Annotated in this window: 26 protein-coding genes; 9 read left to right on the top strand and 17 right to left on the bottom strand. The window is 69.8% G+C overall.

Annotated features, from left to right (window positions below; all coding sequences use genetic code 11):
• Window positions 1-12: 12 nt before the first annotated feature.
• A complete protein-coding gene (locus Q344_RS0113470; RefSeq protein WP_028287193.1) occupies window positions 13-915 on the bottom strand; it encodes a LysR family transcriptional regulator in 903 nt (300 codons plus the stop codon).
• Between the two features lie 93 nt (window positions 916-1,008).
• On the opposite strand from Q344_RS0113470, the gene Q344_RS0113465 reads away from it, so the two are divergent.
• Window positions 1,009-1,911, top strand: a complete 903-nt coding sequence (locus Q344_RS0113465) for a Rossmann-fold NAD(P)-binding domain-containing protein (protein WP_028287192.1) — start codon at window positions 1,009-1,011, stop codon at window positions 1,909-1,911.
• 130 nt (window positions 1,912-2,041) lie between these two features.
• On the opposite strand, the gene Q344_RS0113460 is transcribed toward Q344_RS0113465, so the two are convergent.
• The 6 genes from Q344_RS0113460 to Q344_RS0113435 all read right to left on the bottom strand — a co-directional run bounded on the left by Q344_RS0113460 (window position 2,042) and on the right by Q344_RS0113435 (window position 7,246).
• The gene (locus tag Q344_RS0113460) at window positions 2,042-2,980 is read right to left on the bottom strand and encodes an endonuclease/exonuclease/phosphatase family protein (protein WP_229669205.1); all 939 of its coding nucleotides are present in this window, start codon (window positions 2,978-2,980) and stop codon (window positions 2,042-2,044) included.
• Window positions 2,981-3,081: 101 nt separating this feature from the next.
• Window positions 3,082-3,924: a hypothetical protein gene (locus Q344_RS0113455; protein ID WP_028287190.1), complete on the bottom strand. Its 843-nt coding sequence runs from the start codon at window positions 3,922-3,924 to the stop codon at window positions 3,082-3,084.
• A gap of 251 nt (window positions 3,925-4,175) precedes the next feature.
• Window positions 4,176-4,781: a 3-isopropylmalate dehydratase small subunit gene (gene leuD, locus Q344_RS0113450; RefSeq protein ID WP_028287189.1), complete on the bottom strand. Its 606-nt coding sequence runs from the start codon at window positions 4,779-4,781 to the stop codon at window positions 4,176-4,178.
• Between the two features lie 93 nt (window positions 4,782-4,874).
• The gene (locus Q344_RS0113445) at window positions 4,875-5,393 is read right to left on the bottom strand and encodes an HdeD family acid-resistance protein (RefSeq protein WP_084178403.1); all 519 of its coding nucleotides are present in this window, start codon (window positions 5,391-5,393) and stop codon (window positions 4,875-4,877) included.
• A gap of 36 nt (window positions 5,394-5,429) precedes the next feature.
• On the bottom strand, window positions 5,430-6,836 hold the full coding sequence (gene leuC, locus Q344_RS0113440) for a 3-isopropylmalate dehydratase large subunit (RefSeq protein WP_028287187.1): 1,407 nt from the start codon (window positions 6,834-6,836) through the stop codon (window positions 5,430-5,432).
• A gap of 215 nt (window positions 6,837-7,051) precedes the next feature.
• Window positions 7,052-7,246, bottom strand: a complete 195-nt coding sequence (locus tag Q344_RS0113435) for a hypothetical protein (protein ID WP_028287186.1) — start codon at window positions 7,244-7,246, stop codon at window positions 7,052-7,054.
• 137 nt (window positions 7,247-7,383) lie between these two features.
• On the opposite strand from Q344_RS0113435, the gene Q344_RS0113430 reads away from it, so the two are divergent.
• A complete protein-coding gene (locus Q344_RS0113430; RefSeq protein WP_028287185.1) occupies window positions 7,384-8,706 on the top strand; it encodes a mechanosensitive ion channel family protein in 1,323 nt (440 codons plus the stop codon).
• Here Q344_RS0113430 and Q344_RS0113425 read toward each other — a convergent pair.
• Window positions 8,688-9,107, bottom strand: a complete 420-nt coding sequence (locus tag Q344_RS0113425) for a hypothetical protein (protein ID WP_156954703.1) — start codon at window positions 9,105-9,107, stop codon at window positions 8,688-8,690. The two genes, Q344_RS0113430 and Q344_RS0113425, sit on opposite strands and share 19 nt — an antisense overlap.
• 255 nt (window positions 9,108-9,362) lie before the next feature.
• Here Q344_RS0113425 and rsfS point away from each other — a divergent pair, with 255 nt between their 5' ends.
• Together rsfS and rlmH are read left to right on the top strand one after the other, a co-directional pair.
• Window positions 9,363-9,725: a ribosome silencing factor gene (gene rsfS / locus Q344_RS0113420; RefSeq protein WP_028287183.1), complete on the top strand. Its 363-nt coding sequence runs from the start codon at window positions 9,363-9,365 to the stop codon at window positions 9,723-9,725.
• A 17-nt stretch (window positions 9,726-9,742) separates the two neighbouring features.
• Window positions 9,743-10,213: a 23S rRNA (pseudouridine(1915)-N(3))-methyltransferase RlmH gene (gene rlmH / locus Q344_RS0113415; protein ID WP_028287182.1), complete on the top strand. Its 471-nt coding sequence runs from the start codon at window positions 9,743-9,745 to the stop codon at window positions 10,211-10,213.
• 184 nt (window positions 10,214-10,397) lie between these two features.
• Here rlmH and aroC read toward each other — a convergent pair whose 3' ends face one another.
• Complete coding sequence (gene aroC / locus Q344_RS0113410; protein WP_028287181.1) at window positions 10,398-11,501, bottom strand: chorismate synthase; 1,104 nt, start codon at window positions 11,499-11,501, stop codon at window positions 10,398-10,400.
• A gap of 177 nt (window positions 11,502-11,678) precedes the next feature.
• On the opposite strand from aroC, the gene Q344_RS0113405 reads away from it, so the two are divergent.
• From Q344_RS0113405 to lpxK, 3 genes are read left to right on the top strand one after another with little or no spacing between them, the layout of a single operon-like run.
• Complete coding sequence (locus Q344_RS0113405) at window positions 11,679-11,918, top strand: DUF4170 domain-containing protein (RefSeq protein ID WP_028287180.1); 240 nt, start codon at window positions 11,679-11,681, stop codon at window positions 11,916-11,918.
• 8 nt (window positions 11,919-11,926) lie between these two features.
• Window positions 11,927-13,144 (top strand): 3-deoxy-D-manno-octulosonic acid transferase, encoded by a 1,218-nt coding sequence (locus Q344_RS0113400; protein WP_028287179.1) that lies wholly within the window; start codon window positions 11,927-11,929, stop codon window positions 13,142-13,144.
• Window positions 13,144-14,127 (top strand): tetraacyldisaccharide 4'-kinase, encoded by a 984-nt coding sequence (gene lpxK / locus Q344_RS0113395; RefSeq protein WP_028287178.1) that lies wholly within the window; start codon window positions 13,144-13,146, stop codon window positions 14,125-14,127. The genes Q344_RS0113400 and lpxK overlap by 1 nt, the downstream gene beginning before the upstream one ends.
• Here the strand turns inward: lpxK and Q344_RS0113390 are convergent.
• The 5 genes from Q344_RS0113390 to puuE form a co-directional block, all read right to left on the bottom strand.
• Window positions 14,120-14,737 (bottom strand): Pr6Pr family membrane protein, encoded by a 618-nt coding sequence (locus Q344_RS0113390; RefSeq protein ID WP_028287177.1) that lies wholly within the window; start codon window positions 14,735-14,737, stop codon window positions 14,120-14,122. The two genes, lpxK and Q344_RS0113390, sit on opposite strands and share 8 nt — an antisense overlap.
• A gap of 175 nt (window positions 14,738-14,912) precedes the next feature.
• A complete protein-coding gene (locus Q344_RS0113385) occupies window positions 14,913-16,277 on the bottom strand; it encodes a uracil-xanthine permease family protein (protein ID WP_028287176.1) in 1,365 nt (454 codons plus the stop codon).
• A gap of 53 nt (window positions 16,278-16,330) precedes the next feature.
• Window positions 16,331-16,816, bottom strand: a complete 486-nt coding sequence (locus Q344_RS0113380; protein WP_028287175.1) for an ureidoglycolate lyase — start codon at window positions 16,814-16,816, stop codon at window positions 16,331-16,333.
• Complete coding sequence (locus Q344_RS0113375; protein ID WP_028287174.1) at window positions 16,813-17,631, bottom strand: bifunctional allantoicase/(S)-ureidoglycine aminohydrolase; 819 nt, start codon at window positions 17,629-17,631, stop codon at window positions 16,813-16,815. Before Q344_RS0113375 ends, Q344_RS0113380 begins: the two co-directional genes overlap by 4 nt.
• Window positions 17,628-19,037, bottom strand: coding sequence for an allantoinase PuuE (gene puuE, locus Q344_RS0113370; RefSeq protein ID WP_028287173.1), 1,410 nt, complete (start codon window positions 19,035-19,037; stop codon window positions 17,628-17,630). The genes Q344_RS0113375 and puuE overlap by 4 nt, the downstream gene beginning before the upstream one ends.
• A 70-nt stretch (window positions 19,038-19,107) precedes the next feature.
• Here puuE and uraH point away from each other — a divergent pair, with 70 nt between their 5' ends.
• Together uraH and Q344_RS0113360 are read left to right on the top strand one after the other, a co-directional pair.
• Window positions 19,108-19,467 carry a hydroxyisourate hydrolase gene (uraH, locus tag Q344_RS0113365; protein ID WP_028287172.1) on the top strand — a complete coding sequence of 120 codons (360 nt, stop codon included), beginning with the start codon at window positions 19,108-19,110 and terminating at the stop codon, window positions 19,465-19,467.
• Between the two features lie 4 nt (window positions 19,468-19,471).
• Entirely contained in the window at window positions 19,472-19,708 is a 237-nt protein-coding gene (locus tag Q344_RS0113360; protein ID WP_028287171.1) for a GlsB/YeaQ/YmgE family stress response membrane protein, read from the top strand.
• 117 nt (window positions 19,709-19,825) lie between these two features.
• Here the strand turns inward: Q344_RS0113360 and rnhA are convergent, their stop codons facing one another.
• The 3 genes from rnhA to Q344_RS0113345 form a co-directional block, all read right to left on the bottom strand.
• On the bottom strand, window positions 19,826-20,275 hold the full coding sequence (gene rnhA / locus Q344_RS0113355; protein ID WP_028287170.1) for a ribonuclease HI: 450 nt from the start codon (window positions 20,273-20,275) through the stop codon (window positions 19,826-19,828).
• A gap of 11 nt (window positions 20,276-20,286) precedes the next feature.
• Window positions 20,287-20,781, bottom strand: a complete 495-nt coding sequence (locus Q344_RS23945; RefSeq protein ID WP_229669220.1) for a methyltransferase domain-containing protein — start codon at window positions 20,779-20,781, stop codon at window positions 20,287-20,289.
• Between the two features lie 139 nt (window positions 20,782-20,920).
• On the bottom strand, window positions 20,921-21,541 hold the full coding sequence (locus Q344_RS0113345; RefSeq protein WP_028287169.1) for a LysE family translocator: 621 nt from the start codon (window positions 21,539-21,541) through the stop codon (window positions 20,921-20,923).
• Window positions 21,542-21,571: the final 30 nt, after the last annotated feature.

The following is a 21,571-nucleotide window of genomic DNA, read 5'->3' as shown; positions in this document are numbered from 1 at the left end:
AGAAACCCTGCGTCAGGCGGGCGTCAGAAACGGCTTCAACCCGCGCTCCAGCAGGCGCCAGACGAGGTCCACGCGGGGGATGCGCCGGACCTTTTCATGCGCCGCGATCCAGACCGGCAGGCCCGGGACCGTCAGTTCCGGCAGCAGCTCCTCGATGCAATCGGTCGCGCGCGCGACATGGGCCTGGAAGAAGCCGATCCCGCAGCCGGCGCGCAGGTATTCCCAATAGGCGACCTGGTCGTCGGTCCTGAGCCGGAAATCCTCCCGCGTCAGCGGCCAGCCCAGGCCGCGCATCGCGCGCAGCATCAGTTCGGACCGGTCGAAGCCGATGAGGTCGTGCCCGGCAAGATCCGCGCCCGTCCGGGGCCGCCCGCGCCGGTCGAGATAGGCGGTGGCCGCGAAGCAGCCGATCTCGATCTCGCCCAAGCGCCGGGTCACGAGGTCGAGCTGCTCGGGCCGGAACATCCTGACCGCGATGTCGGCCTCGCGGAACAAGAGGTTGCCGCTGGCGTTGCTGGCGTCGATCTCGACCGAGATGCCGGGCGCTTCCGCAAGGAGCTCCGCCACGATCCGCGGCAGGATGTGATGCGCCACGACCTCGCTCGCGGTGATCCGGACGGTGCCGGTCAGCGCCTCGTCCCGCCCGGCGGCGGCCAGCGCCATCTCGGCCATCGCGGCCGCCATCCGCTCGGCTGGCGGGCGCAGCGCCCGCCCCGCTTCGGTCAGGTCGAGCCCGCGCGGCTGCCGCGCGAAGAGCGACAGCCCGGTCTCTGCCTCCAGCCGCGCAATGTGCCGCCCCAGCGTCGGCTGGCTGATCCCGAGCGCCCGCGCCCCGCCCGACAGCGAGCCTTCGCGTGCCACGGCGAGGAAGGCCTGAACGAGCGACCAGTCGAGCTGTGCGAACGCGTTATCCATTCATTCATGAATACACGACCGTCATTTTCTCGCAATTCCGATATGCCCGTGAATGCCTCATCTTCCTCGCATCATCTGAAAGGAGACCAGGCCATGACCCGCAAGACCGCTCTCATCACCGGCGCCAACGGCAGGTTCGGACGCCATGCCGCCCGCGCCTTCGCCGCGGCCGGCTGGCACGTCCATCGCTTCGACCGCAGGACCGGGGACCTGACCCGCGCGGCCGCGGATGCCGATGTCGTCGTCATGGGGATGCACCCGCCGACCTACGATCTTTGGGACACGCAGCTTCTGCCGCTGCACCGGATGACGATCGACGCGGCGCGCACCCATGACATTCCGGTCATCGTGCCGGGCAGCGTCTACGGCTTCGGCCCCGGCGCCGGGCCGGTCTTCGGCCCCGGGGCCCCGATGCGGGCCACGAACCCCCTCGGACGGCTCCGCCGCGAGATGGAGGCGCTGTATCGCGACAGCGGCGTCCGGACGATCATGCTCTACATGGGCGACTTCATCGACGACCGCGCCTCGGGCAACTGGTTCGACCGCTTCATCGCCAGGGACGTCTGGAAGGGCCGGATCGCCTATCCCGGACCCGTCGACACCGAGCACGCCTGGTGCTGGCTGCCCGACGCCGCCCGGATCGCGGTGGCGCTGGCCGAACGCGACGACCTTGCGCGATTCGAACAGGTGCCGGTCCCCGGCCACACCCTCACCGGGCGGGATCTGGCGGGCGCCCTCTCCCGCGTCACCGGGCACACGGTCCGCGCCGGGCGGTTTCCCTGGTGGCAGCTGCAGCTCGCCCGGCCCTTCCTGCCGGTTCTGCGCGGCGTGTTCGAGATGCGCTACCTCTGGTCGCTGCCGCACCGGCTCGACCCCGCGCCGCTCGGGCGGCTGCTGCCGGGCTTCGTGCCCACCCCGCTCGACGCCGCGCTGGCCGAGGCGATCCACCCCCTCCGCCCCGAAACACGCGCGGCGGGCCGGAGCGCGGCGGCCTGACGGTCCCGGCGCTCTCGAGCGGACGGCAACGCAGTTCCGCCGATCTACCCCCCGGGGCGCCGTCCCGGGGCGCGCATGGGACGGGGCAGGTCGGGGGAAGCTCGGCCCGCGCCAGCACCGCCTCCGGCCCTCAGCGCAGGATGTCGATCCAGACCAGGCGGTGCCGGCTTGCCACCGCGACGCTCTCGGCCAGCTCCGCGCCCTTCTCGGGCCAGAGCACCCCGGGCCGGTCCAGCCGCAGATCGGCGGAGGGCAGCACGTAATCCACCCGGAGGTTCCCGGGCGCGGGCTCGGGCCAGTCGACGGTATCCAGCGCGGGATCGCCGGTCTGACCGCCGGCCTCGGCCGCCGCGCCGCCCGGAGAAGCGGGGCGCGGATCGATCAGCCGCGGATCGGCCAGCAGGTCGCCAATCGCCTCCAGCCGCCCCTCTCCGTCCGCCGGGTCGATATTGGCGGTGCCCGCGATCACGAAAGAGCCGGAGGGGGCGGGGCTGTCCAGCGCGCCGTCGAGCAGCCTCTGCCACAGCGCGATCTCGTCCGCGTTGCGCCGGCCGTTGCGGTCCTCCGGCCCGTCGAAGACGGGGGGCGTGGCGTGGAAGACCATCAGGGTCAGCGCCGGGCCGTTCACAGGCGCCAGCGGCACGATCCAGTGCCCGCCGGAGGACAGCCGCTGGACATCGCCCGCGGTGTCGCGCTCCTCGGCGGACATCAGGCTGCCGGGGACGTCCTGCCACAGGAGCGCGTTCAGCGAGACCGGCGCCCCGATCGGCAGGCGCGACAGGATGCCCAGGCCCGACTGTCCCGCGAACCGCCCGTAGGCCTGCATGTCGCGCGGCCGCCCCAGCCTGCCATCGCCGTCGAGGTCCAGCCCGGTGTCGATCCCGGCATTGCCCTGCAGGGCCTGCGCGTGGGGATAGGGAGTCGCCAGCCCCGCGTTCAACGCATCAAGAGCGGCCCCCTGCGCATCGTAATCCATGTCGCCCAGCACCAGCACGTCCGCCTCCGCGGCGCCGATCACCGCGCGGAGGGCCGCGACCTGCGGCGCGTCCGAGACGATGTCCCGCAGCATCAGCCCGGGCCCCTCGCGCGACAATTCGGTGTGAAGATAGCCGACCCGCAAAGTCTCGGCCGCGGCGATGCCGGCGGTGAGGCAGAAGGCAAGCGCGAGGATCAGGCGGCCTGGAACTGCTCCTCGGCCTTCGATTCCTCGTAGGTGCGGCGGCGCTTTTCCTCGATCATCACCGCGATGCGGTGCAGCGCGATGCCGCGCATCACGAGGTTCGCCGGTACGATCGCCCATGCCGTCATCACCCAGATCAGTGTCTGCGGAGAGGTGATCGACACGGGGCCGATCACCAGCACGACCAGCTTGAAGGCCGCCGGGGTCAAGAATGGCAGGAGAAACCCTAATACGATGTTAATGCTCGAATCGCGCTTCAGCCGGGCCAGAACGTCGCCACCGCCGGTCGGATCGAAGAGCGGCAGGTTCAGCCAGACGTTGAAGGCGCCCTGCCGTCCCGGCCAGCCCTTGATCTTGACCAGCCACGCGAAGCACAGGAGCAGCCCGAGGGCCACGAGGTAGGCGATGCTCGCCGCATCCCGCACCTCGGCCATCATGGCGGGCGGCGTGCCCTCCGGCAGGGCCAGCAGGACGAGGCGCACGGGCGAATAGGGGAAGTCCAGCAACCCGCTGAGCAACCTGCCGAAGGCGCTGAAGAGATCGGCCACCGGCGTGTCGAGCGCCTCTCCGGCGCGGTGCACGGTCAGCAGCAGCACGGTCAGGAAGACGGCGTAGAAGCGCAGCCGGTTGAACGGCGGCGCGAAGCGGAACTCGATGATCGAGGGGTAGCGGCTGTAGTATTCGATGAAGACGAAGGCGCCCGCGATCAGCGCCAGCAGCACCACGACCTGCGCGGTGTCCGCGGCCGTGTCGGGCAGCAGAAGGGCCGGCGTCACGATGGTCAAAGCCACCAGGAGGGCGCGCAGGAACGCACCTGTCAATCTCACGATCACAGTTCGATGTCCTTCAAACTGGCCCGGGCCGATGCGTCGCCGACCCGATGTTCCAACTTGATACCGCGCATGGCGGATGCCTCAATATTGCCCAAATGTTGCCGCTTTTGCCGCAAGGCCTCAAGCGTCCAGGGTATTCGACATCACCAATGGGGCGAAATGACGGGTATACTGGTGCTTTCCTGCATCAATTTCCGCGCAAAAAAGGGGCGAAACCGCCCCTTTTTCAACATATTGTAGCGATCAGGGGGTCAGACCCAAGGCCGCCACTGCGATGCCTGCGCCTCGAAGGTCTCGATCGCGCCGGCCTTCTCGAGCGTCAGTCCGATGTCGTCCAGCCCCTCGAGCAGGCAGTGCTTGCGGAAGGGATCGACCTCGAAATGATAGGCGGCGCCGGTGGAATCGGTGATCGTCTGGCTTTCCAGGTCGACCTCCATCCGGGCGTTGGCGCCCTTCTCGGCGTCCTTCATCAGCGCCTCGACCTGCTCTTCCGGCAGGACGATCGGCAGCATGCCGTTCTTGAAGCAGTTGTTGTAGAAGATGTCGGCGTAGCTGGTCGAGACGATCACCTTGATGCCGAAATCCGCCAGCGCCCAGGGCGCGTGTTCGCGCGAGGAGCCGCAGCCGAAATTGTCACCCGCAACGAGGATCTTCGCCTCGCGGTAGGCCGGCTTGTTCAGCACGAAATCGGGGATCTCGTTGCCGTTGTCGTCATAGCGCATCTCGTCGAAGAGGTTCACGCCCAGCCCCGAGCGCTTGATCGTCTTCAGGAACTGCTTGGGGATGATCATGTCGGTGTCGATGTTCACCAGCGGCATCGGCGCCGCGATCCCGGTCACTTTCTCGAACTTTTCCATAAGGTCCTCCTGACCGGCCCCACGGACCGGCTGGGTTGTCGTGGTGTGGCGGAGGAAGGTCCCTCCGCCCGTGTCAGTACATGGCCGGGGACGTCAGACGCCGCCCCGCCGGCCGAGGTATCCGAGCGCCGCCAGCGCGATGCCCTCGGCCAGAAGCTGGAAGCCCAGCAGGTAGCCGAGGAGCGTCGACTGCAGCTCTGCGAAGCCGAAGAGGACAAGGAGACCGATGATGACCGACGCCCCGCCCGAGATCAGCAGCGGCAAGAAGCCGGGCGTGCCCCGCAGGGCGGGCAGCATCAGCAGGCGGATCAGGCCGATCACGAAGAACAGCGCGCCGAGGATGATGGTGAGCGACACCGTCCCCTCGAGCGGATTGGTCAGCATCCAGAAGCCCGCGATCACCGAGAGCCCGGCGATCACGATGTTCCACATCCGGCTGCGGTAGCTGCCGTCCGCCAGGAGCGAGATCAGCGACACCCCGCCCGCCACCAGCAGCACGAGGCCGACGATGGTGGTGACCGCGACCGAGGCCGCGAGCGGGTTGATGATCGCGAATATCCCCGCGATCATCATCGCGACCCCGATGCCGAGCATCGTGCTGGAAGCCCTCATGTCCTTGTCCTTTCGACGGAAATAACTGCCCCGAGGTTACATGATCTCGCGCACGTCTGTCAGCCGTCCCGTGACCGCCGCCGCCGCCGCCATCGCGGGGCTCATCAGGTGGGTGCGTCCGCCCCGGCCCTGACGGCCCTCGAAGTTGCGGTTGGAGGTCGCGGCACAGCGTTCGCCGGGCGACAGCTGGTCGGGGTTCATCGCCAGGCACATGGAGCAGCCCGCGAGGCGCCATTCGAAGCCCGCGTCCTGGAAGATCTGGGCAAGCCCCTCTTCCTCGGCCTGCGCCCGGACGAGGCCCGAGCCCGGCACGACCATGGCGCGCATCCCGTCCTTGATCTTCTTGCCCTTCAGGATGGCCGCGGCCGCCCGCAGGTCCTCGATCCGCCCGTTGGTGCAGGAGCCGATGAAGACGGTGTCGATCTCGATGTCCGAGAGCTTCTGGCCCGGCTTCAGCCCCATGTAGTCGAGCGAGCGCTGCGCCGCGCCGACCTTGCCGCCGGAGAAGGAGGCCGGATCCGGCACCTCCGCGGTGATCGGCAGCACGTCCTCGGGCGAGGTGCCCCAGGTGACGACCGGGGCGATGTCCTCGCCCCTGATGGTGATGACCTTGTCCCAATGCGCGTCGTCATCGGAATAGAGCGTCTTCCACCAGTCCATCGCCGCTTCCCACTGGGCGCCCTTCGGCGCATGCGGGCGGCCCTTGACGTACTCGAAGGTCTTCTCGTCCGGCGCGATCAGGCCGGCGCGGGCGCCGCCCTCGATCGCCATGTTGCAGACCGTCATCCGGCCTTCCATGGACAGGTCGCGGATCGCCTCGCCGCAATATTCGATCACGTAGCCGGTGCCGCCGGCGGTGCCGGTGCGGCCGATCACCGAAAGGGTGATGTCCTTCGCGGTGACCCCCGGCGCGAGCTTGCCGGTGATCTCGACCTTCATGTTCTTCGATTTCGACTGGATCAGCGTCTGGGTGGCGAGCACGTGCTCGACCTCGGACGTGCCGATCCCGTGCGCGAGCGCGCCGAAGGCGCCGTGCGTGGCCGTGTGGCTGTCGCCGCAGACCACGGTCATGCCGGGCAGCGTCCAGCCCTGCTCGGGGCCGACGATGTGCACGATGCCCTGGCGGACATCCGACACCGGGTAGTAATGCAACCCGAAGTCCTTGGCGTTCTTGTCGAGCGCCTCCACCTGGATGCGGCTCTCCTCGGTCATCGTCGCGGCGTTGGCGCGGTCGAGCGTGGTCGGCACGTTGTGGTCCGGCACGGCGATGGTCTTGTCCGGCGCATGCACCTTGCGGCCCGCCATGCGCAGGCCCTCGAAGGCCTGGGGCGAGGTCACCTCGTGGACGAGATGGCGGTCGATATATAGAAGGCAGGTGCCGTCCTCGGCCTCGTGAACGAGGTGGGCATCCCAGATCTTGTCATAGAGCGTCTTGGGGGACATGGGTCCTCTCCTGGAGTGTTCGTGAAATGTCGGGAATCGCGAAGGGCCCGGCCTTATAGGCGGGCGAGAACGGTCAGGGACGCGCCAAAGAAGCGCCAGGGCAGGCGCGCGCGATCATCCATGTCGAAAATCCGTGTCATGCTGCGTTCAATACGCCCGCGCCGCGCGCCCCGCAAGGGCGGGCCACGCGGCGGTGCAGCATCTGGGGCGTGGGCTCAGCGCTCGGGCTGCGGGCCGAAGACCGCGCGCAGCGCACGGTCGCGGGCCGGATCCTTGTGCGGAACCGCAAGGATGCCCTTCGGCGTTTCATGATTGGCCAGCAGGGCGCGGCGGTAGCGGTGCAGCGCATAGTCGCTGCGGGCCGCCTCGGCCGGGCGGGCGAACAGGTTCAGCGGAGTGTCATCGGTCATGTCGTTGTCCTCCTTCGGGCGGCCATGATGACACGGTCAGGCGATTCGGGTCACGCGGCGGCGCGGCACGGCCCCCGGGCCGGCCAGGACTTGCCGGGAGCGCCCGCCGCGGTGCAGGATCGTGCGAAGGAGTTTGAATGGATCAGGACCGCGACATCGCCCTCGAGATCGTGCTCGACGTCTGGCAGCGTGCGGAACTGTTCCTCGCGGGGCTGATGCGGCCGTGGAACCTCTACCAGATCGGCATCGCGCTTGCGCTTCTCGCCCTCGCCTGGCTGCTCGCCCGGCTGGTCCGGCCGCGCTACCACAACTGGCTGCGCGCGCGCGAGGGCTGGCCGAAATGGCGCCTGCGCTTCGGGCTCCAGCTGCACCGCCGCATGGTGCTGATCATGTTCGTGCTGCTGGTCTGGCCGGTGGTCTGGCTGATGCAGGGGGTCACATGGCCCTCGCGCTCGCATCTCCTGGCGATCATCGGCACGCTGGCCTTCGCGTGGCTGGCGATTGCGCTGCTCACCCGGTTCATCGCGAACGACATCGTCCGCAAGGTCGTGCGCATCGCGGCCTGGGTCTGGGTGACGCTGATCATCGTGGACCTGACGGACGAGACGCGCCAGCTGCTCGACAGCTTCGCCTTCTCGCTGGGCGAGACCCGGTTCTCGCTCTGGCTGCTGCTGCAGGCGGCGGTCGTCCTGACGGCGCTCTTCACCATCGCCCGCTTCGCCAGCCATGCCGGCGCCGCCAACATCAGCCGGAGCGAGGATCTCAGCCCCTCCATGCAGGTGCTGGCGGTGAAGTTCCTGCAGGTGGTGCTCTACGGGGTCGCCTTCTTCGTCGCCCTCCGCATCGTCGGGCTGGACCTGACCGGTCTGACGCTGTTCTCGGGCGCGGTCGGCGTGGGCCTGGGCTTCGGCCTGCAGAAGGTGGTCTCGAACCTCGTCAGCGGGATCATCATCCTGCTCGACAAGAGCGTGAAGCCGGGCGACGTGATCTCGATCGGCGACACCTTCGGCTGGATCAACACGCTGGGCGCGCGCTACGTCTCGATCACGACGCGGGACGGCAAGGAATACCTGATCCCGAACGAGGACCTGATCACCGGGCAGGTGGTGAACTGGTCCCATTCCAACAAGTTCGTGCGCGTCGACATCGAATTCGGCACCGCCTATGGCGACGATCCCCACCTGGTGCGGCGGGTGGCGATCGAGGCGTCCCAGACGGTCAACCGCGTCCTCAGCGCGCGGCCGCCCGTCTGCCATATCACCGGCTTCGGCGACAGCTCGGTCGACTACATCCTGCGGTTCTGGATCGTGGACCCGAGCCAGGGCCTGACCAACGTCCGGGGCGAGGTCTTCCTGGCCCTCTGGGACGCGTTCAAGGCCGAGGGCATCTCGATCCCCTTCCCGCAGCGCGAGGTCCGGCACCTCAACGGTCCGGGCACCGCTCAGGCCGAGATCACCTGACCCTCCCGCCGCAGCGCCTCGATCCGGGCCTCGTGGCCGCCGAACCCGGCGGTCGCGATCTCGTCGATCCGGAAGATGTCGACCAGCGAGGCATAGGACAGGAAGACGCGCGCCATGGCGTAGCCGAAGGAATCCACCTGCGCGAGAAAGCGCACCTCGACCGAGCCGCCGTTGCGGCGGACCTGGCGGCCGATCTCGCTCACCAGCCACTTCATGTCGACCGAGGACAGCTCGGTCGACATCATGTCCCGGACGTCGATCACCAGGTGATACAGATCGCGGAAGGCGCGGTCCTCGACCATCGCCCGCAGCGCACGTGCGTTCTCGGCACGCGAAACATGTCCCTCGAGTCGCACGAGGAGTTCGCCCGTGCCGCCCGAGTTCAGGTAAGCTATCGTCACACGCCTAACCCCAGCCGCGTATGGACTCTCGTCGCGACCGACTGTCCGGTGTGGATTCCGGATTTACAAGCGGCAATCCGCCTTCCCTGCGGGAACCGCGACGGCGGCGGGCAGTTTCATTGAAACCGAGGGCAACAATTGCTAAGTTTGGCGCATGCCCGGCACCGGGGCCTTTGGCGGTGCGCAACCCAGGAGGACAATGACCTGTCTTTCGACCTCGACGCGGTGCAGACCGCTCAACCGGGGGTCACGCTGATGCAGCCCCCGCAAGACGCGACGAGCGAAGCGCTCCTCGCGCATATCCTGAAATCCCTCGATGACGACAAGGCCGAAGACATCGTGCAGGTGGACCTGCGCGGCAAGTCGGCCATCGGCGATCACATGGTGATCTGCTCCGGCCGCTCCTCGCGGCAGGTGGCGGCCATCTCGGAGAAGCTGGTGGAGCGGATCAAGTCCGCCTTCGGCATCACCGCGAAGATCGAGGGCAAGGATGCAGGCGATTGGGTGCTGATCGACACGGGCGACGTGATCGTCCACGTCTTCCGGCCCGAAGTGCGCGAGTTCTACCAGCTCGAGAAGATGTGGCTGCCCGCCGAGGCCGCCGCGTCCCGCGCCTGACCCCGGCCCGCGCCTGAATGCGCGTGCATATCTGCGCTGTCGGCCGCCTCCGGGCGGGGCCTGAACTTGCGCTGATCGACGATTACCTCAGCCGGTTCGACCGCACCGGCCGTGCCCTCGGGCTCGGCCCGGTGGAGGTGCGCGAGGTCGAGGACAAGCGGGGCGGCGGCATGGCCGCCGAGGCCGCGCTGCTGGAGAAGGCGATCCCCGACCGCGCGGTGGTGATGGCGCTCGACGAACGCGGCACGGTGATGTCCTCGCCCGATTTCGCCGCGGCGCTGGCCCGGCACCGGGACGACGGGGCGCAGGACCTCGCGCTGCTGATCGGCGGCGCGGACGGGCTGGCGAAGGAGCTTCGCGCCCGCGCGGCGTTGAAGCTGAGCTTCGGCAAGATGGTCTGGCCGCACATGCTGGTACGGGTGATGCTCTCGGAACAGCTCTACCGTGCGGCGACGATCCTCGCCGGGTCGCCCTACCACCGGGTCTGATGGCTCCGTCCGGTTGCGATGCGCACCAGCGCGGACGCAGGGCCGCGCCTGCCCGTCCCGGGGTCAGGCGCCTTGTCACCCGCGCGCTGACCTCGGGGGGAAGATGCCGCTGGCGCCGTAAAGCATCCCGGAACACCGTTGCGCGCGCCTGCCCACGGGCAGTCGCGCCGCGTCGCGCGTCGTGTCAGCCGATCCGGCCGCCCGCGTCTCCGACCTGCCCCCGGTGCAGGAGCAGATGGTCGAGGATCACGCAGGCCATCATCGCCTCGCCGACGGGCACCGCGCGGATCCCGACGCAGGGATCGTGCCGGCCCTTGGTGACGATCTCGGTCGCCTCGCCGGTCTTGGTGATGGTCTGCCGCGGCTTCAGGATCGACGAGGTCGGCTTCACCGCGAAGCGCACCACCACCTCCTGCCCGGTCGAGATACCGCCGAGGATCCCGCCCGCGTGGTTCGAGGAATAGACCGGCCGGCCGTCGTTCCCCATGAAGATCTCGTCCGCGTTGGCCTCGCCGGTCAGCTCCGCCGCCGCCATGCCCTCGCCGATCTCGACCCCCTTCACCGCGTTGATCGACATCATCGCCGCTGCCAGATCGGTGTCGAGCTTGCCGTAGATCGGCGCGCCCAGACCGGCCGGAACCCCCTTCGCGACGACCTCGATCACCGCGCCGACCGAGTTGCCGGATTTGCGCAGACCGTCCAGATACTCGGCCCAGTCCGCCGCCGCGCCCGCATCGGGGACCCAGAAGGGATTGCGCTCGATCTCGGCCATGTCGAAGGCCTCGCGGTCGATCTTCCGCGGCCCCATCTGGACCATGTAGCCGGTGATCTGGACCTCGGGGGCCAGCGCCTTCAGCGCGGCGCGCGCCAGCCCTCCGGCCGCCACCCGCGCTGCCGTCTCGCGGGCCGAGGAGCGCCCGCCGCCGCGGTAGTCGCGGATCCCGTATTTCTGCCAATAGGTGATGTCGGCGTGACCGGGGCGGAACTTCTCGGCGATCTCGCCGTAATCCTTCGACCGCTGGTCGGTGTTGCGGATCATCAGCTGCACCGGCGTGCCGGTGGTCCTGCCCTCGAAGACGCCCGAGAGGATCTCCACCTCGTCCGCCTCGCGCCGCTGCGTGGTGTATTTCGAGGTGCCGGGCTTGCGGCGGTCCAGCCAGTGCTGGATCAGCGCGGCGTCGACCTCGATCCCCGGGGGGCAGCCGTCCACCACGGCGCCCAGTGCCGGCCCGTGGCTCTCGCCCCAGGTGGTGACACGGAACAGGTGGCCGAAGCTGTTGATCGACATGGGAACTCCTCGCGCGGTCGCTGCCTGTTACCGCAAGGCCCGGGTTCGCGCAATCGGCGCGGGCGCAACCGGATCTCAACCCTCCGGTTCTTTCCATCCCCCGGCGCGGCGCTTAGAGTCGCGCCAACGCAGTCGCATCACACACCGGGCCCGCGATCCCGGCGAAAGGAGCCCCACATGCAGCGCCTTCACCTCGTCTTCGGCGGCGAGCTTGTCGATCCCACCAAGAACGTCTTCAAGGATGTGGAAGACATCCACATCGTGGGCATGTACCCGAATTACGCCGCCGCCTACGACGCCTGGAAGGCCGAGGCGCAGCGCACGGTGGACAATGCCCACATGCGCTATTTCATCGCTCACATCCACCGGCTGCGGGACGAGGAAGCGCCCGCCTCGCCGACCGAGGAACTGGGCTGAGGCGCTGAATGGCGCGATCGGTCAGCCTGTCGGCCTATCTCGCGCTGGCGCGCCGGCCGGCGCCCTCGGACTGGGCGCCCCCGCGCGAACCGCGGCCCGCGGGCAGCATCGTCTGGGTGCATGCCGCCTCGCAGGGGGCGATGGCCGGCCTGCTCCAGCTTGCCATCCGGCTGGAGCGTGACCACCCCGGCGCCCATGTCCTGCTGACCCGCGGCGGCGATGCCGAACGGCCCGCACGGGTGCCGGACAACGTGGTGCAGGCCGACCTCCCGCCCGAAAACATCCCCGCGGCCGAGGCGTTCCTCGACCACTGGCGGCCGAACCTCGCGCTCTGGTCGAACGGTCACCTGCGGCCCGCCCTGCTGACCTGCGCCGGCAAGCGCGATTTCCACCTGATCCTCGTGGATGCCGAGGAGACCGCGCTCGAGGAAGCCCGCTGGCGCTGGCTGCCGGACATGTCGCGCGGGGTGATCGACCAGTTCCACCTCGCCTTCGCGCGCACCGCCAACGCGGCGCGGCGGCTCACCCGGCTGGGGATGGCGCCCGAGCGGATCGACATCACCGGTCCGCTCCAGCAGGCCGGGCAGGCGCTGAACTGCAACGAGGAGGAGCGCGCCGAGGTCGCGGCCACCATCGCCGGCCGGCCGGTCTGGCTGGCGGCCATGGTGAAGCCCGGAGAGCTCGATCTCGTGCTCAGGGCGCACCGGCTGGCCTCGCGCTCGACCCACCGTCTGTTCCTCGTGCTGGTGCCCGACGACGAGGCGCAGGGCCCGGATTATGCGCGCGCCGCGCGCGAGGCGGGCTTCCGCGTCGCGATCTGGTCCGAGGGCGAGGTGCCCGGCGAGGCGACGCAGATCCTGCTGGCCGACACCCGCGGCGACATGGGGCTGTGGTATCGGCTGTCGCCGATCGCCTTCATGGCCTCCTCGCTCTTTCCGGAACACGGCGGCAGCGATCCCTACGAACCCGCCGCGCTCGGCTCCGCGGTGCTGTCGGGGCCCGAGACGGGCCGCTACGCCGCCGCCTACACCCGCCTGGCCGAGGGCGGCGCCGCGCGGATCGTCCGCGATGCCGAGACGCTCGCCGCCGCCGTCTCGCGGCTGACCGCGCCGGACCAGGCGGCGGCGATGGCCCATGCGGCGTGGATGCTGGCCACCGAGGGGGCGGAGGCGACGGACCGCCTGCTGACCCTCATGGGCCGCGCGCTGGACGGAGAGGTCATCTGATGCGGGCCCCGGGCTTCTGGCACCGCCCCCCGGGGCTGGCCGCGCGCCTGCTCTCTCCGCTGGGCGCGCTCTATGCCGGGGCGACCCGCAGGCGGCTGGCGCGGGGCAATCCGGTCGACCCGGGCGTGCCGGTGATCTGCGTCGGCAACATCAACGCGGGCGGCACCGGCAAGACACCCACGGTGATCGCGCTGATGCAGCGCCTGGCCGACCGCGGGATCGCGGCGCATGTCCTGTCGCGCGGGCACGGCGGTTCGGCCGAGGGCCCGCTGCGGGTGGACGAACGCGCCCATGCCGCCGCCGAGGTCGGGGACGAGCCGCTGCTGATGGCGGCCTTCGGCCCGGTCTGGGTCGGCCGCGACCGTGTGGCGACCGCGCAGGACGCCGTGGCGGCCGGGGCGCGGGCGCTGATCCTCGACGACGGGTTCCAGAACCCCGCGCTCGTCAAGACGCTCTCGATCGTGGTGGTCGATGCGGTGCTGGGCTTCGGCAACGGCCGCTGCATCCCCGCGGGCCCCCTGCGGGAGCCGGTCGCGGCCGGCATGGCCCGCGCGGACCTGCTGCTCTCGGTGGGGCACGAGAGGGCGCAGACGGCCTTCCGCGAAAGCTGGGGCGGGGCGATCACCGTGCCGCATGTGACAGGCGTGCTCGAGCCCCTGCCGACCGGCATGGAGTGGCGCGGCACGCCGTTCCTCGCCTTCGCGGGGATCGGCCACCCGGACAAGTTCTTCGCCACGTTGCGCAGCCTCGGCGCGACGCTGGTCGAGACGGTGGCCCTGTCGGATCACCAGCCGCTGACGCCCGCGATCCTCGCGCGGCTGGAACGGGACGCGGCGCTGCACGGCGCCCAGATCGTCACGACCGAGAAGGACGCGGTCCGCCTGCCGCAGGAGTGGCGCCGCCGGGTCCTGACCCTGCCGGTGCGGATGACGTTCGCGGACCCCGCGGCGCTCGACGCCGCGCTCGACCGCGCGCTCAGCTGATCCGGCGGAGGCCGAGCGCCTGCGCCACCATGCTCAGCGCCACCATGGCAAGGCCCGCCGTCAGGAAGAGGCAGGCGAGCAGCGCGAACCAGACCGCGACGCCGCCCCAGCCGATCTGAAGCGGGTCGATGAACGGATAGGGATAGGCCCCCGTCAGCGCCCCGCGGCCGAGCGCGTAGCCGAGGTAGAGCAGCGGCCAGAGCAACCAGACCACCGCGTCATGCCAGCTGAGGCGCTTCTCGGCATAGGCGATCCACCACAGGGTTACCGCAAGCGGCGCGATGGCGTGGATGGTGAGGTCGGCATACCAGCTCAGCCCCTCGAGCGGCTGGAACAGCACGCCGTAATAGACCCCGCCGACGATGCAGACCCAGAGCGTCAGCGCCCCCATCCAGAACGGTTCGAGGAAGCGGCCCCTGAGCGCCATCGCGGCGAAGCACCAGGCGACGATGCCGTTGGTCAGGTTGGTGAAGAAGCCGAGCAGGCGCCAGAGCACCTCTCCGGGCGACTTGTCGGGATAGACCTCGAGCGCGGAGACGTAGTTCAGGAACAATCCGACGAGGATCAGGGCCGAGATGGCGGCTGCGTGACGACGTGCCCAGGGGCCCATGTTCGATCCTCCGGTCCGGTGGCGTTCTCCTCGCTCTTCCGCGTGGCTGTCAGGAACTACCGCGCGGGGCCGCCCCGGGTTCCGGGGCGGATCGCAGGAATTTTCACAAAACCGTCATGGAGGCCCTGTCAGTGACAGGAACAGGCCCACCGCGGGCCTTCGCACCGGGTGCGGATCAGTCCAGGTCCTCCGGCAGCAGCAGGTTCAGCGCGATCGACAGACCCGCCGCGGGCAGCAGGCCCGAGGTCAGCAGGATCTGCAGCCATCCCGGCAGGTGCTGCAGCGCCGAAGGTTCCAGCTGGAGCCCCAGCCCGACCGAGAGCGAGACCGCGAAGATCACCATGTTGCGGCGGTTCCAGACCACCTCGGACAGCATGTTGACGCCCGCCGCCGCCACCATGCCGAACATGACGATCACGCCGCCGCCCAGCACGTTGATCGGCACGGTCGAGACGACGGCCCCCACCTTGGGAATGAGCCCGCAGAGGATCAGGAATATCCCGCCGATGGTGACGACGTGACGGCTCATCACCCCGGTCATCGAGATCAGCCCCACGTTCTGGCTGAACGAGGTGTTCGGCAGCCCGCCGAAGATCCCCGCCACGGCCGTTCCCAGACCGTCCGCATAGGTCGCGCCCGCGATCTCGCGGTCGGTGGCCTCGCGCCCGGCGCCGCCCTTGCAGATGCCGCTGACGTCGCCCACCGTCTCGATGGCCGAGATCACCGCCATGAAGATCATGCCCACGATGATCGCCACGTTGAACTCGAGCCCCCAGCGGAACGGCAGCGGCGGCGCGAAGACGGCGGCATTGCCGACATTGCCGAAGCTCACCTGCCCCATGAGCAGCGCCACGACATAGCCCGCCACCAGCCCGATCAGCACGGCCGAGACCGACACCAGCCCGCGGGTGAAGAACTTCACCGCCAGCGTCACCACGACGACCACCAGCGCGGGCGTCCACATGGCCAGCGTCCCGAAGCCCTCGGTCCCCATCTTCGGCACGCCGCCCGCGGCGTACTGGATGCCGACCCGGATCAGCGAGAGCCCGATCATCAGCACGATCAGCCCGGTCACCAGCGGCGGCAGGGCGAAGCGCAGCCGGCCGATGAAGGTGCCCAGGAAGAAGTGGAAGATGCCGCCGATGAAGACGCCGGTCATCAGACCCGCCATCCCGGCGACGCCCTGCCCCGCGACGGCGGGGATCATGATCGGCAGGAAGGCGAAGCTCGTGCCCTGCACGATGGGCAGACGCGCACCGACGGGGCCCAGCCCGATCGACTGGAACAGCGTCGCGATGCCGGCAAAGAGCATCGACATCTGGATCATGTAGATCATGCTGGGGAAATCGGCCGAGTTCGAGCCGAAGCCGAAGCCCGCCGCCCCGGCGACGATGATCGCCGGCGTGACGTTCGAGGCGAACATCGCCAGCACGTGCTGGATCCCCAGCGGGATCGCATTGGCGAGCGGTGGCGTGTAGTCCGGATCGCGCAATTGCTCGGGCGTGCCGAGCGCGCTGCCGTGTGTGGCGATATCTGCCATGTGTGTTGTCCCGTTCCGTTGGTTGTCCGTCCCGCCTCTGCCGGACGGGTCCGTCACGAGATTACGACAAACGGCGCATCCAGGAAGTGTTCTTGAAGGTTGGGGGTCGCCCCGATGCGGTCGACCACCGCGAAAAGCCCCGGTTCTGCCAACGGCGTGAGCACTCCGTGCCAGGTTCCGCGGGCTAGGTTGATCCCCTGCCCCGGTGCGGGCAGGAAGGCGCGCGGCGCGCCCGGGCGGCCATCCTCGTCCGGCGCGACGATCACCAGCCACGCCATGTCCGCCATCGGCAGGAAGGCCTGCGAGCCCTCCGGGTGCCGCTCGAGCATCCCGCATTCATAGGGCAGGCTCCGCGGCCGCGCCCGGAAGAGGCTGATCCCCGCCCGCCCCTCCGGCCCGAAATCGAGCGCGGCGCGGTCGTGGAAACGGTCGCACCAGCCCGCGTTGATGACCTTGTCGGGGGCGCCCGCCGCCTCCAGCACCTCGCCGAAGGGGGCGAACGCCTCCGCCGTCAGGGGCTCCGCCCGGATCTCCCTCACAGCTCCAGCCTCGGGTGCCGGTTCACGTCCTTGTAGAGGAGATACCGGAACGGCTCGGACCCCGAGGCATGGCACCCCTGCGGGCAGAAGGCGCGCAGCCACATGAAATCCCCGGCCTCGACCTCCACCCAGTCGGCGTTCAGCCGGTAGACGCCCATCCCCTGCAACACCAGAAGCCCGTGCTCCATCACGTGGGTCTCGGTGAAGGGCACCTCGGCGCCCGGATGCAGGGTGACGATGGTCACATGCATGTCGTGGCGGATGTCGTTCGGGTCCACGAAGCGGGTCGTCGACCAGCGCCCCTCCGTGTCGGGCATCGGCGCAGGCGTCACCTCGGCATCGTTCGTCACCAGCACCTCCGGCGCCTCCAGCCCCGGCACCGGCTCGTAGCGCTTCCGGATCCAGACGCAGACCGCCTTCGCGTCACCGGCGCGCACCGACCACCCCGAGCCCGGCGGCAGGTAGGCGAAGCCCCCCGGCGCCATCTCGTGCGTCGCGCCGCCGACCTCCAGCGTCAGCGCGCCCTCCAGCAGGAAGAGCACGCCCTCGGCCTTCGGATCGGGTTCGCCCGCATCGGTCCCGCCGCCCGGCGCGATGTCGAGGATCAACTCCGCGAAGGTCTCCGCGAACCCGGTCAGGGGCCGGGCGAGGATCCACGCCCGCGTGTCCTCCCACCCCGGCAGCAGGCTCGCGGTGATGTCGGACTGCACCTGGCGGGGCATGAAGGCGTAGGCCTCGGTGAAGACCGCGCGGCCCGCGATGATGTTGCGCTGCGCGGGCAGCCCGCCCCAGTCGGAGAAATAGGTCCGGTTCACGGCAGGAGGTCCTTCAGTCGGTGATAGGCGATGCGCTCCACCTGGGCGCAGGCCGTCTTGAACTCGGTCTCGCGGTCATTGGCAAGCCGGGTCTCGAAGGCCGCCATGATCGAGGTCTTGTCGTTGTCCTTCACCGCGATGATGAAGGGAAAGCCGAACCTGTCCGTATAGGCCGCGTTGTGCCGCTCGAAGGCCGCCCGTTCCTCGTCCGTCAGCGCGTCGAGCCCGGCCGAGGCCTGCTCGGCACTGCTCTCCGCCGTCAGCCGCTTCGCCGCCGCGAGCTTGCCCGCGAGATCCGGATGCGCCCTCAGCACCTCCAGCCGTTCCGCCTCCGAGGCCGAGCGGAACACCCGCGCCAGCGCATTCCAGAGCCCGACGGCCCGGTCATGCACCGGCCCCAGCTCCAGCTCCCACGCCCGCTCCGCGATCCACGGAGAATGCTCGTAGATGCCCCCGAAGGCCGCGACGAACTCCGCGCGCTCCATCTCCGACGGCACGAGGTCCGGCACCACCGGCGGATGCACCTCGGCCCAGTGCCGCCAGATGTCGATGCGGCGGGGGAACCAGACCCCCGCGTGCCCCTGGGCATATTCGATGAATCGCCGCAGAGCCTGCACCCGCCCCGGCCGACCGAGCAGCCGGCAATGCATCCCGACGCTCATCATCTTGGCGCTGCCGGCCTCCCCCTCGGCGTAGAGCGCGTCGAAGGAATCCTTCAGGTGCTGGAAGAACTCCTCCGGCCCGCCGAAGCCCGCGGCCACGGCGAAACGCATGTCGTTCGCGTCCATCGTGTAGGGGATCACCAGCGTCTCGCCGTTCGCGTGCCAGTAGGGCAGGTCGTCGTCGATCGTGTCCGAGACCCACTTCATCCCCATCTCCGCGGCCAGCTCCACCGTGTTCATCGAACACCGCCCCGTGTACCAGCCCTCCGGCGGCGCGCCGGTCACCTCGGCATGAAGCCTGACCGCCGCCTCCATGTGCCGCCGCTCCTCCTCCGGCGCCATGTCCTTGTGCTCGATCCACTTCAGCCCGTGCGAGGCGACCTCCCAGCCCGCCTCCTGCATCGCCCAGACCTGCTCCGGCCCGCGGGCGAGGGCCGTCGTCACCCCGTAGACCGTCAGCGGGATGCCCGCCCCGGTGAACAGCCGGTGCAGCCGCCAGAACCCGGCCCGCGCGCCGTAATCGTAGTTCGATTCCATGTTCCAGTGGCGCTTCCCCTCCCAGGGCGCCGCGCCCACGATCTCGGACAGAAAGGCCTCCGACCCCGCATCGCCGTGCAGGATGTTGTTCTCGCCCCCCTCCTCGTAGTTCAGCACGAAGCTCACCGCGATCTTCGCCCCGCCCGGCCAGGCCGCGTCCGGAGGGTTCGGCCCGTAGCCGATCAGGTTGCGGGGATAGCGCTGCATGTGGTTCTCTCCTGTCCGAGGCGGGGCCATCAAAGACCGCGCCTGCCCCACTTGCAAGCGGAAGGCTCCCATGGCGCAAGGCTACCTGACCACCCACGTCCTCGACACCGCGCGCGGCGCGCCCGCCGCGGGCATCCGCATCGCGCTCCACCGCCTCGAGGGCGCGCAGCGCAGGCTGCTGGCCGAAAGCGTCACCAATGCCGATGGCCGCACCGACGCCCCGATCCTGCCCGCCGAAGACTTCGCCCCCGGCACCTACGAGCTCGTCTTCCACGCCGGAGACTATCTCCGCGCCACCGGCCAGTCCGGGGCCGACCCGCTCTTCCTCGACGAGATCCCGATCCGCTTCGGCATGGCCGAGGCGGACGCCCATTACCACGTCCCCCTCCTCCTCTCCCCCCATGGCTACACCACCTACCGGGGCAGCTGAGACCATGGGCCTCCTCCTCTGGATCCTGATCGGCGCCGCCGCGGGCTGGGCCGCGACCCGCCTCCTGGACATCGAGGCCGCGCCACTGACGACCGTGCTGATCGGCATGGCGGGCGCGCTTGTCGGCGGCCTCGTCCTCCGCGCCGTGCTCGCCGTCCTCGGCCTGGTCGCGGGCCTCATCGGCGCGGCACTGGGCGCCGTCCTCCTGCTCTGGCTCTGGGACCGGTACGCGCGGAAATAGCCGCCGCCCCGCCGTCTTCCTCTTGCCGGAAATATCCCGGGGGGTGAATTGCGCCGCAGGCGCAAGAGGGGGGCAGCGCCCCCCTCGCGTCGCGACGGGCAAGGCCCGGCGCAAACCCTACTTGTAGGGCGCCATCCCGGCCCGGGCCAGTTCATCCGCCCGCTCGTTCTCGGGATGGCCCGCATGCCCCTTCACCCATTCCCAGGTGACGTCATGGCGCTGCGCCGCCGCGTCCAGCCGCTGCCAGAGCTCGGCATTCTTCACCGGCTTCTTCGCCGCCGTCTTCCAGCCGTTGCGCTTCCAGCCGTGGATCCAGCCGGTCACGCCGTTCTTCACGTACTGGCTGTCCGTCACCACCGTGATCGCCGTCCCGCGCCCGAGCGTTTCCAGCGCGTTGATCGCCGCCAGCAGCTCCATCCGGTTGTTGGTGGTCTGCGCCTCGCCGCCCTTCAGCTCGCGCTCCTTCACGACGGTCGCGCCGTCCTTCGCCTGCAGGAGGGCGCCCCATCCGCCCGGTCCCGGATTCCCCGAGCAGGCGCCGTCGGTATATGCGTAATACGTCGTCATGGGGCCGAGGCTTAGGTCCGCCACGCCCCCCGCGCAAGCGCTATTCGGCCAGCCGCCCCGTCACCAGGCACCAGCCGAAGGGCGCGCCGTCGAGCCCCTTTCCCCTGCCGCGCCGGACCTCCGCCATCGACCGCGAAACCGGCCGCCTCCAGCGCCGCCTGCAGCTCCTCCACCCGCCAGTAGGTGTAGAACCGGTTCAGGCCGTCGCGCCCCTCGCCCTCCCCCACCTTCATCCCGAGATGGATCAGCCCGCCGGGCCTGAGCGCCCGGGCCAGCCGCTCCAGGTGCCCCGGCATCTCGGCCCTTGGCGCGTGCAGCAGCGAGAAGTTCGCCCAGACCGCGTCATAGACCGCGCCCCCGTCGATCTCGTCGAACGTGGCCTGCCGGGCGGGCAGCCCGTATGTCTCCCGCGCCAGCGCCACCATCCCCGCGGAGGCATCAACCGGGTCGGGCGCCATGCCCCGCTCGGCCATCACCGCCGACAGGTGCTCCGGGCCGCAGCCCAGATCGAGGATCCGCGCGCCCGCGGGCAGACGGGCGAGGAAGGCGTCGAGCGCCGCGTAGTCCCAATCCGCCCCGCCCCGCCCCGCTTCGCGTAGCGGTCGCTCGCGCCGTCGTAGACCGCCAGCGTCTCGCGGTCGGCGCTCATGCCGCGCGTTCCATCGCCAGCCGCAGCCCGAGCGCCGCGAAGCTCGCCGCGAAGGCGCGGCGGAGCCATGTCATCGCGCGCTCGTTCTCGACCACCGCGCGACGCATCAGCCCCGCGGCCAGCGCGTAGAGCAGCATCACCGCCAGCGTCATGCCGATGAAGCCCGCGCCCAGCACCACGAGGTCGCGGGTCGGCGTCAGGCTATCCGGCGCCATGAACTGCGGCAGGAAGGCGAGGAAGAACATCGGCAGCTTCGGGTTCAGGATGTTGAGCGCAACGCCCCGCCAGACGAGCCGCCCCGGCCGCAGCTCCTGCGCCCGTCCCTCGGGCGAGACCGCCAGCGCCCCGGTCCCCCGCAGCGTCGTCCAGGCCATCCAGAGCAGATAGGCGACGCCCGCGAATTTCAGCGTCTGGAACAGCAGGGCCGAGGTGTGCAGGATCGCCGCCAGCCCCGCCAGCGCCACCGCGAGGTGCAGGCAGGTGGCCAGCGTGCAGCCGACCGAGGCCCAGACCCCCGCGCGCAGCCCGCCGCCGAGGGCGGCCGAGAGCGTGTAGATCACCCCGATCCCCGGGGCGAGGCAGACGATCAGGACGGTGAGCAGGTATTCGGGCGACATCGGGACCTCCGGCAAAGCGCCGGGCCACCC

Source organism: Pseudooceanicola nanhaiensis DSM 18065, from assembly GCF_000688295.1.
Classification (GTDB): Bacteria; Pseudomonadota; Alphaproteobacteria; order Rhodobacterales; family Rhodobacteraceae; genus Pseudooceanicola; species Pseudooceanicola nanhaiensis.
This window is presented reverse-complemented; position numbering and strand designations above follow the sequence as displayed.

Coding starts and splice junctions, on each gene's coding strand:
- Q344_RS0113470 (WP_028287193.1), bottom strand. CDS start 915: ATGGATAACGCGTTCGCACAGCTCGACTGGTCGCTCGTTCAGGCCTTC.
- Q344_RS0113465 (WP_028287192.1), top strand. CDS start 1,009: ATGACCCGCAAGACCGCTCTCATCACCGGCGCCAACGGCAGGTTCGGA.
- Q344_RS0113460 (WP_229669205.1), bottom strand. CDS start 2,980: ATGCTGCGGGACATCGTCTCGGACGCGCCGCAGGTCGCGGCCCTCCGC.
- leuD (WP_028287189.1), bottom strand. CDS start 4,781: ATGGAAAAGTTCGAGAAAGTGACCGGGATCGCGGCGCCGATGCCGCTG.
- Q344_RS0113445 (WP_084178403.1), bottom strand. CDS start 5,393: ATGAGGGCTTCCAGCACGATGCTCGGCATCGGGGTCGCGATGATGATC.
- leuC (WP_028287187.1), bottom strand. CDS start 6,836: ATGTCCCCCAAGACGCTCTATGACAAGATCTGGGATGCCCACCTCGTT.
- Q344_RS0113435 (WP_028287186.1), bottom strand. CDS start 7,246: ATGACCGATGACACTCCGCTGAACCTGTTCGCCCGCCCGGCCGAGGCG.
- Q344_RS0113430 (WP_028287185.1), top strand. CDS start 7,384: ATGGATCAGGACCGCGACATCGCCCTCGAGATCGTGCTCGACGTCTGG.
- rsfS (WP_028287183.1), top strand. CDS start 9,363: ATGCAGCCCCCGCAAGACGCGACGAGCGAAGCGCTCCTCGCGCATATC.
- rlmH (WP_028287182.1), top strand. CDS start 9,743: ATGCGCGTGCATATCTGCGCTGTCGGCCGCCTCCGGGCGGGGCCTGAA.
- aroC (WP_028287181.1), bottom strand. CDS start 11,501: ATGTCGATCAACAGCTTCGGCCACCTGTTCCGTGTCACCACCTGGGGC.
- Q344_RS0113405 (WP_028287180.1), top strand. CDS start 11,679: ATGCAGCGCCTTCACCTCGTCTTCGGCGGCGAGCTTGTCGATCCCACC.
- Q344_RS0113400 (WP_028287179.1), top strand. CDS start 11,927: ATGGCGCGATCGGTCAGCCTGTCGGCCTATCTCGCGCTGGCGCGCCGG.
- lpxK (WP_028287178.1), top strand. CDS start 13,144: ATGCGGGCCCCGGGCTTCTGGCACCGCCCCCCGGGGCTGGCCGCGCGC.
- Q344_RS0113390 (WP_028287177.1), bottom strand. CDS start 14,737: ATGGGCCCCTGGGCACGTCGTCACGCAGCCGCCATCTCGGCCCTGATC.
- Q344_RS0113385 (WP_028287176.1), bottom strand. CDS start 16,277: ATGGCAGATATCGCCACACACGGCAGCGCGCTCGGCACGCCCGAGCAA.
- puuE (WP_028287173.1), bottom strand. CDS start 19,037: ATGCAGCGCTATCCCCGCAACCTGATCGGCTACGGGCCGAACCCTCCG.
- uraH (WP_028287172.1), top strand. CDS start 19,108: ATGGCGCAAGGCTACCTGACCACCCACGTCCTCGACACCGCGCGCGGC.
- Q344_RS0113360 (WP_028287171.1), top strand. CDS start 19,472: ATGGGCCTCCTCCTCTGGATCCTGATCGGCGCCGCCGCGGGCTGGGCC.
- rnhA (WP_028287170.1), bottom strand. CDS start 20,275: ATGACGACGTATTACGCATATACCGACGGCGCCTGCTCGGGGAATCCG.
- Q344_RS0113345 (WP_028287169.1), bottom strand. CDS start 21,541: ATGTCGCCCGAATACCTGCTCACCGTCCTGATCGTCTGCCTCGCCCCG.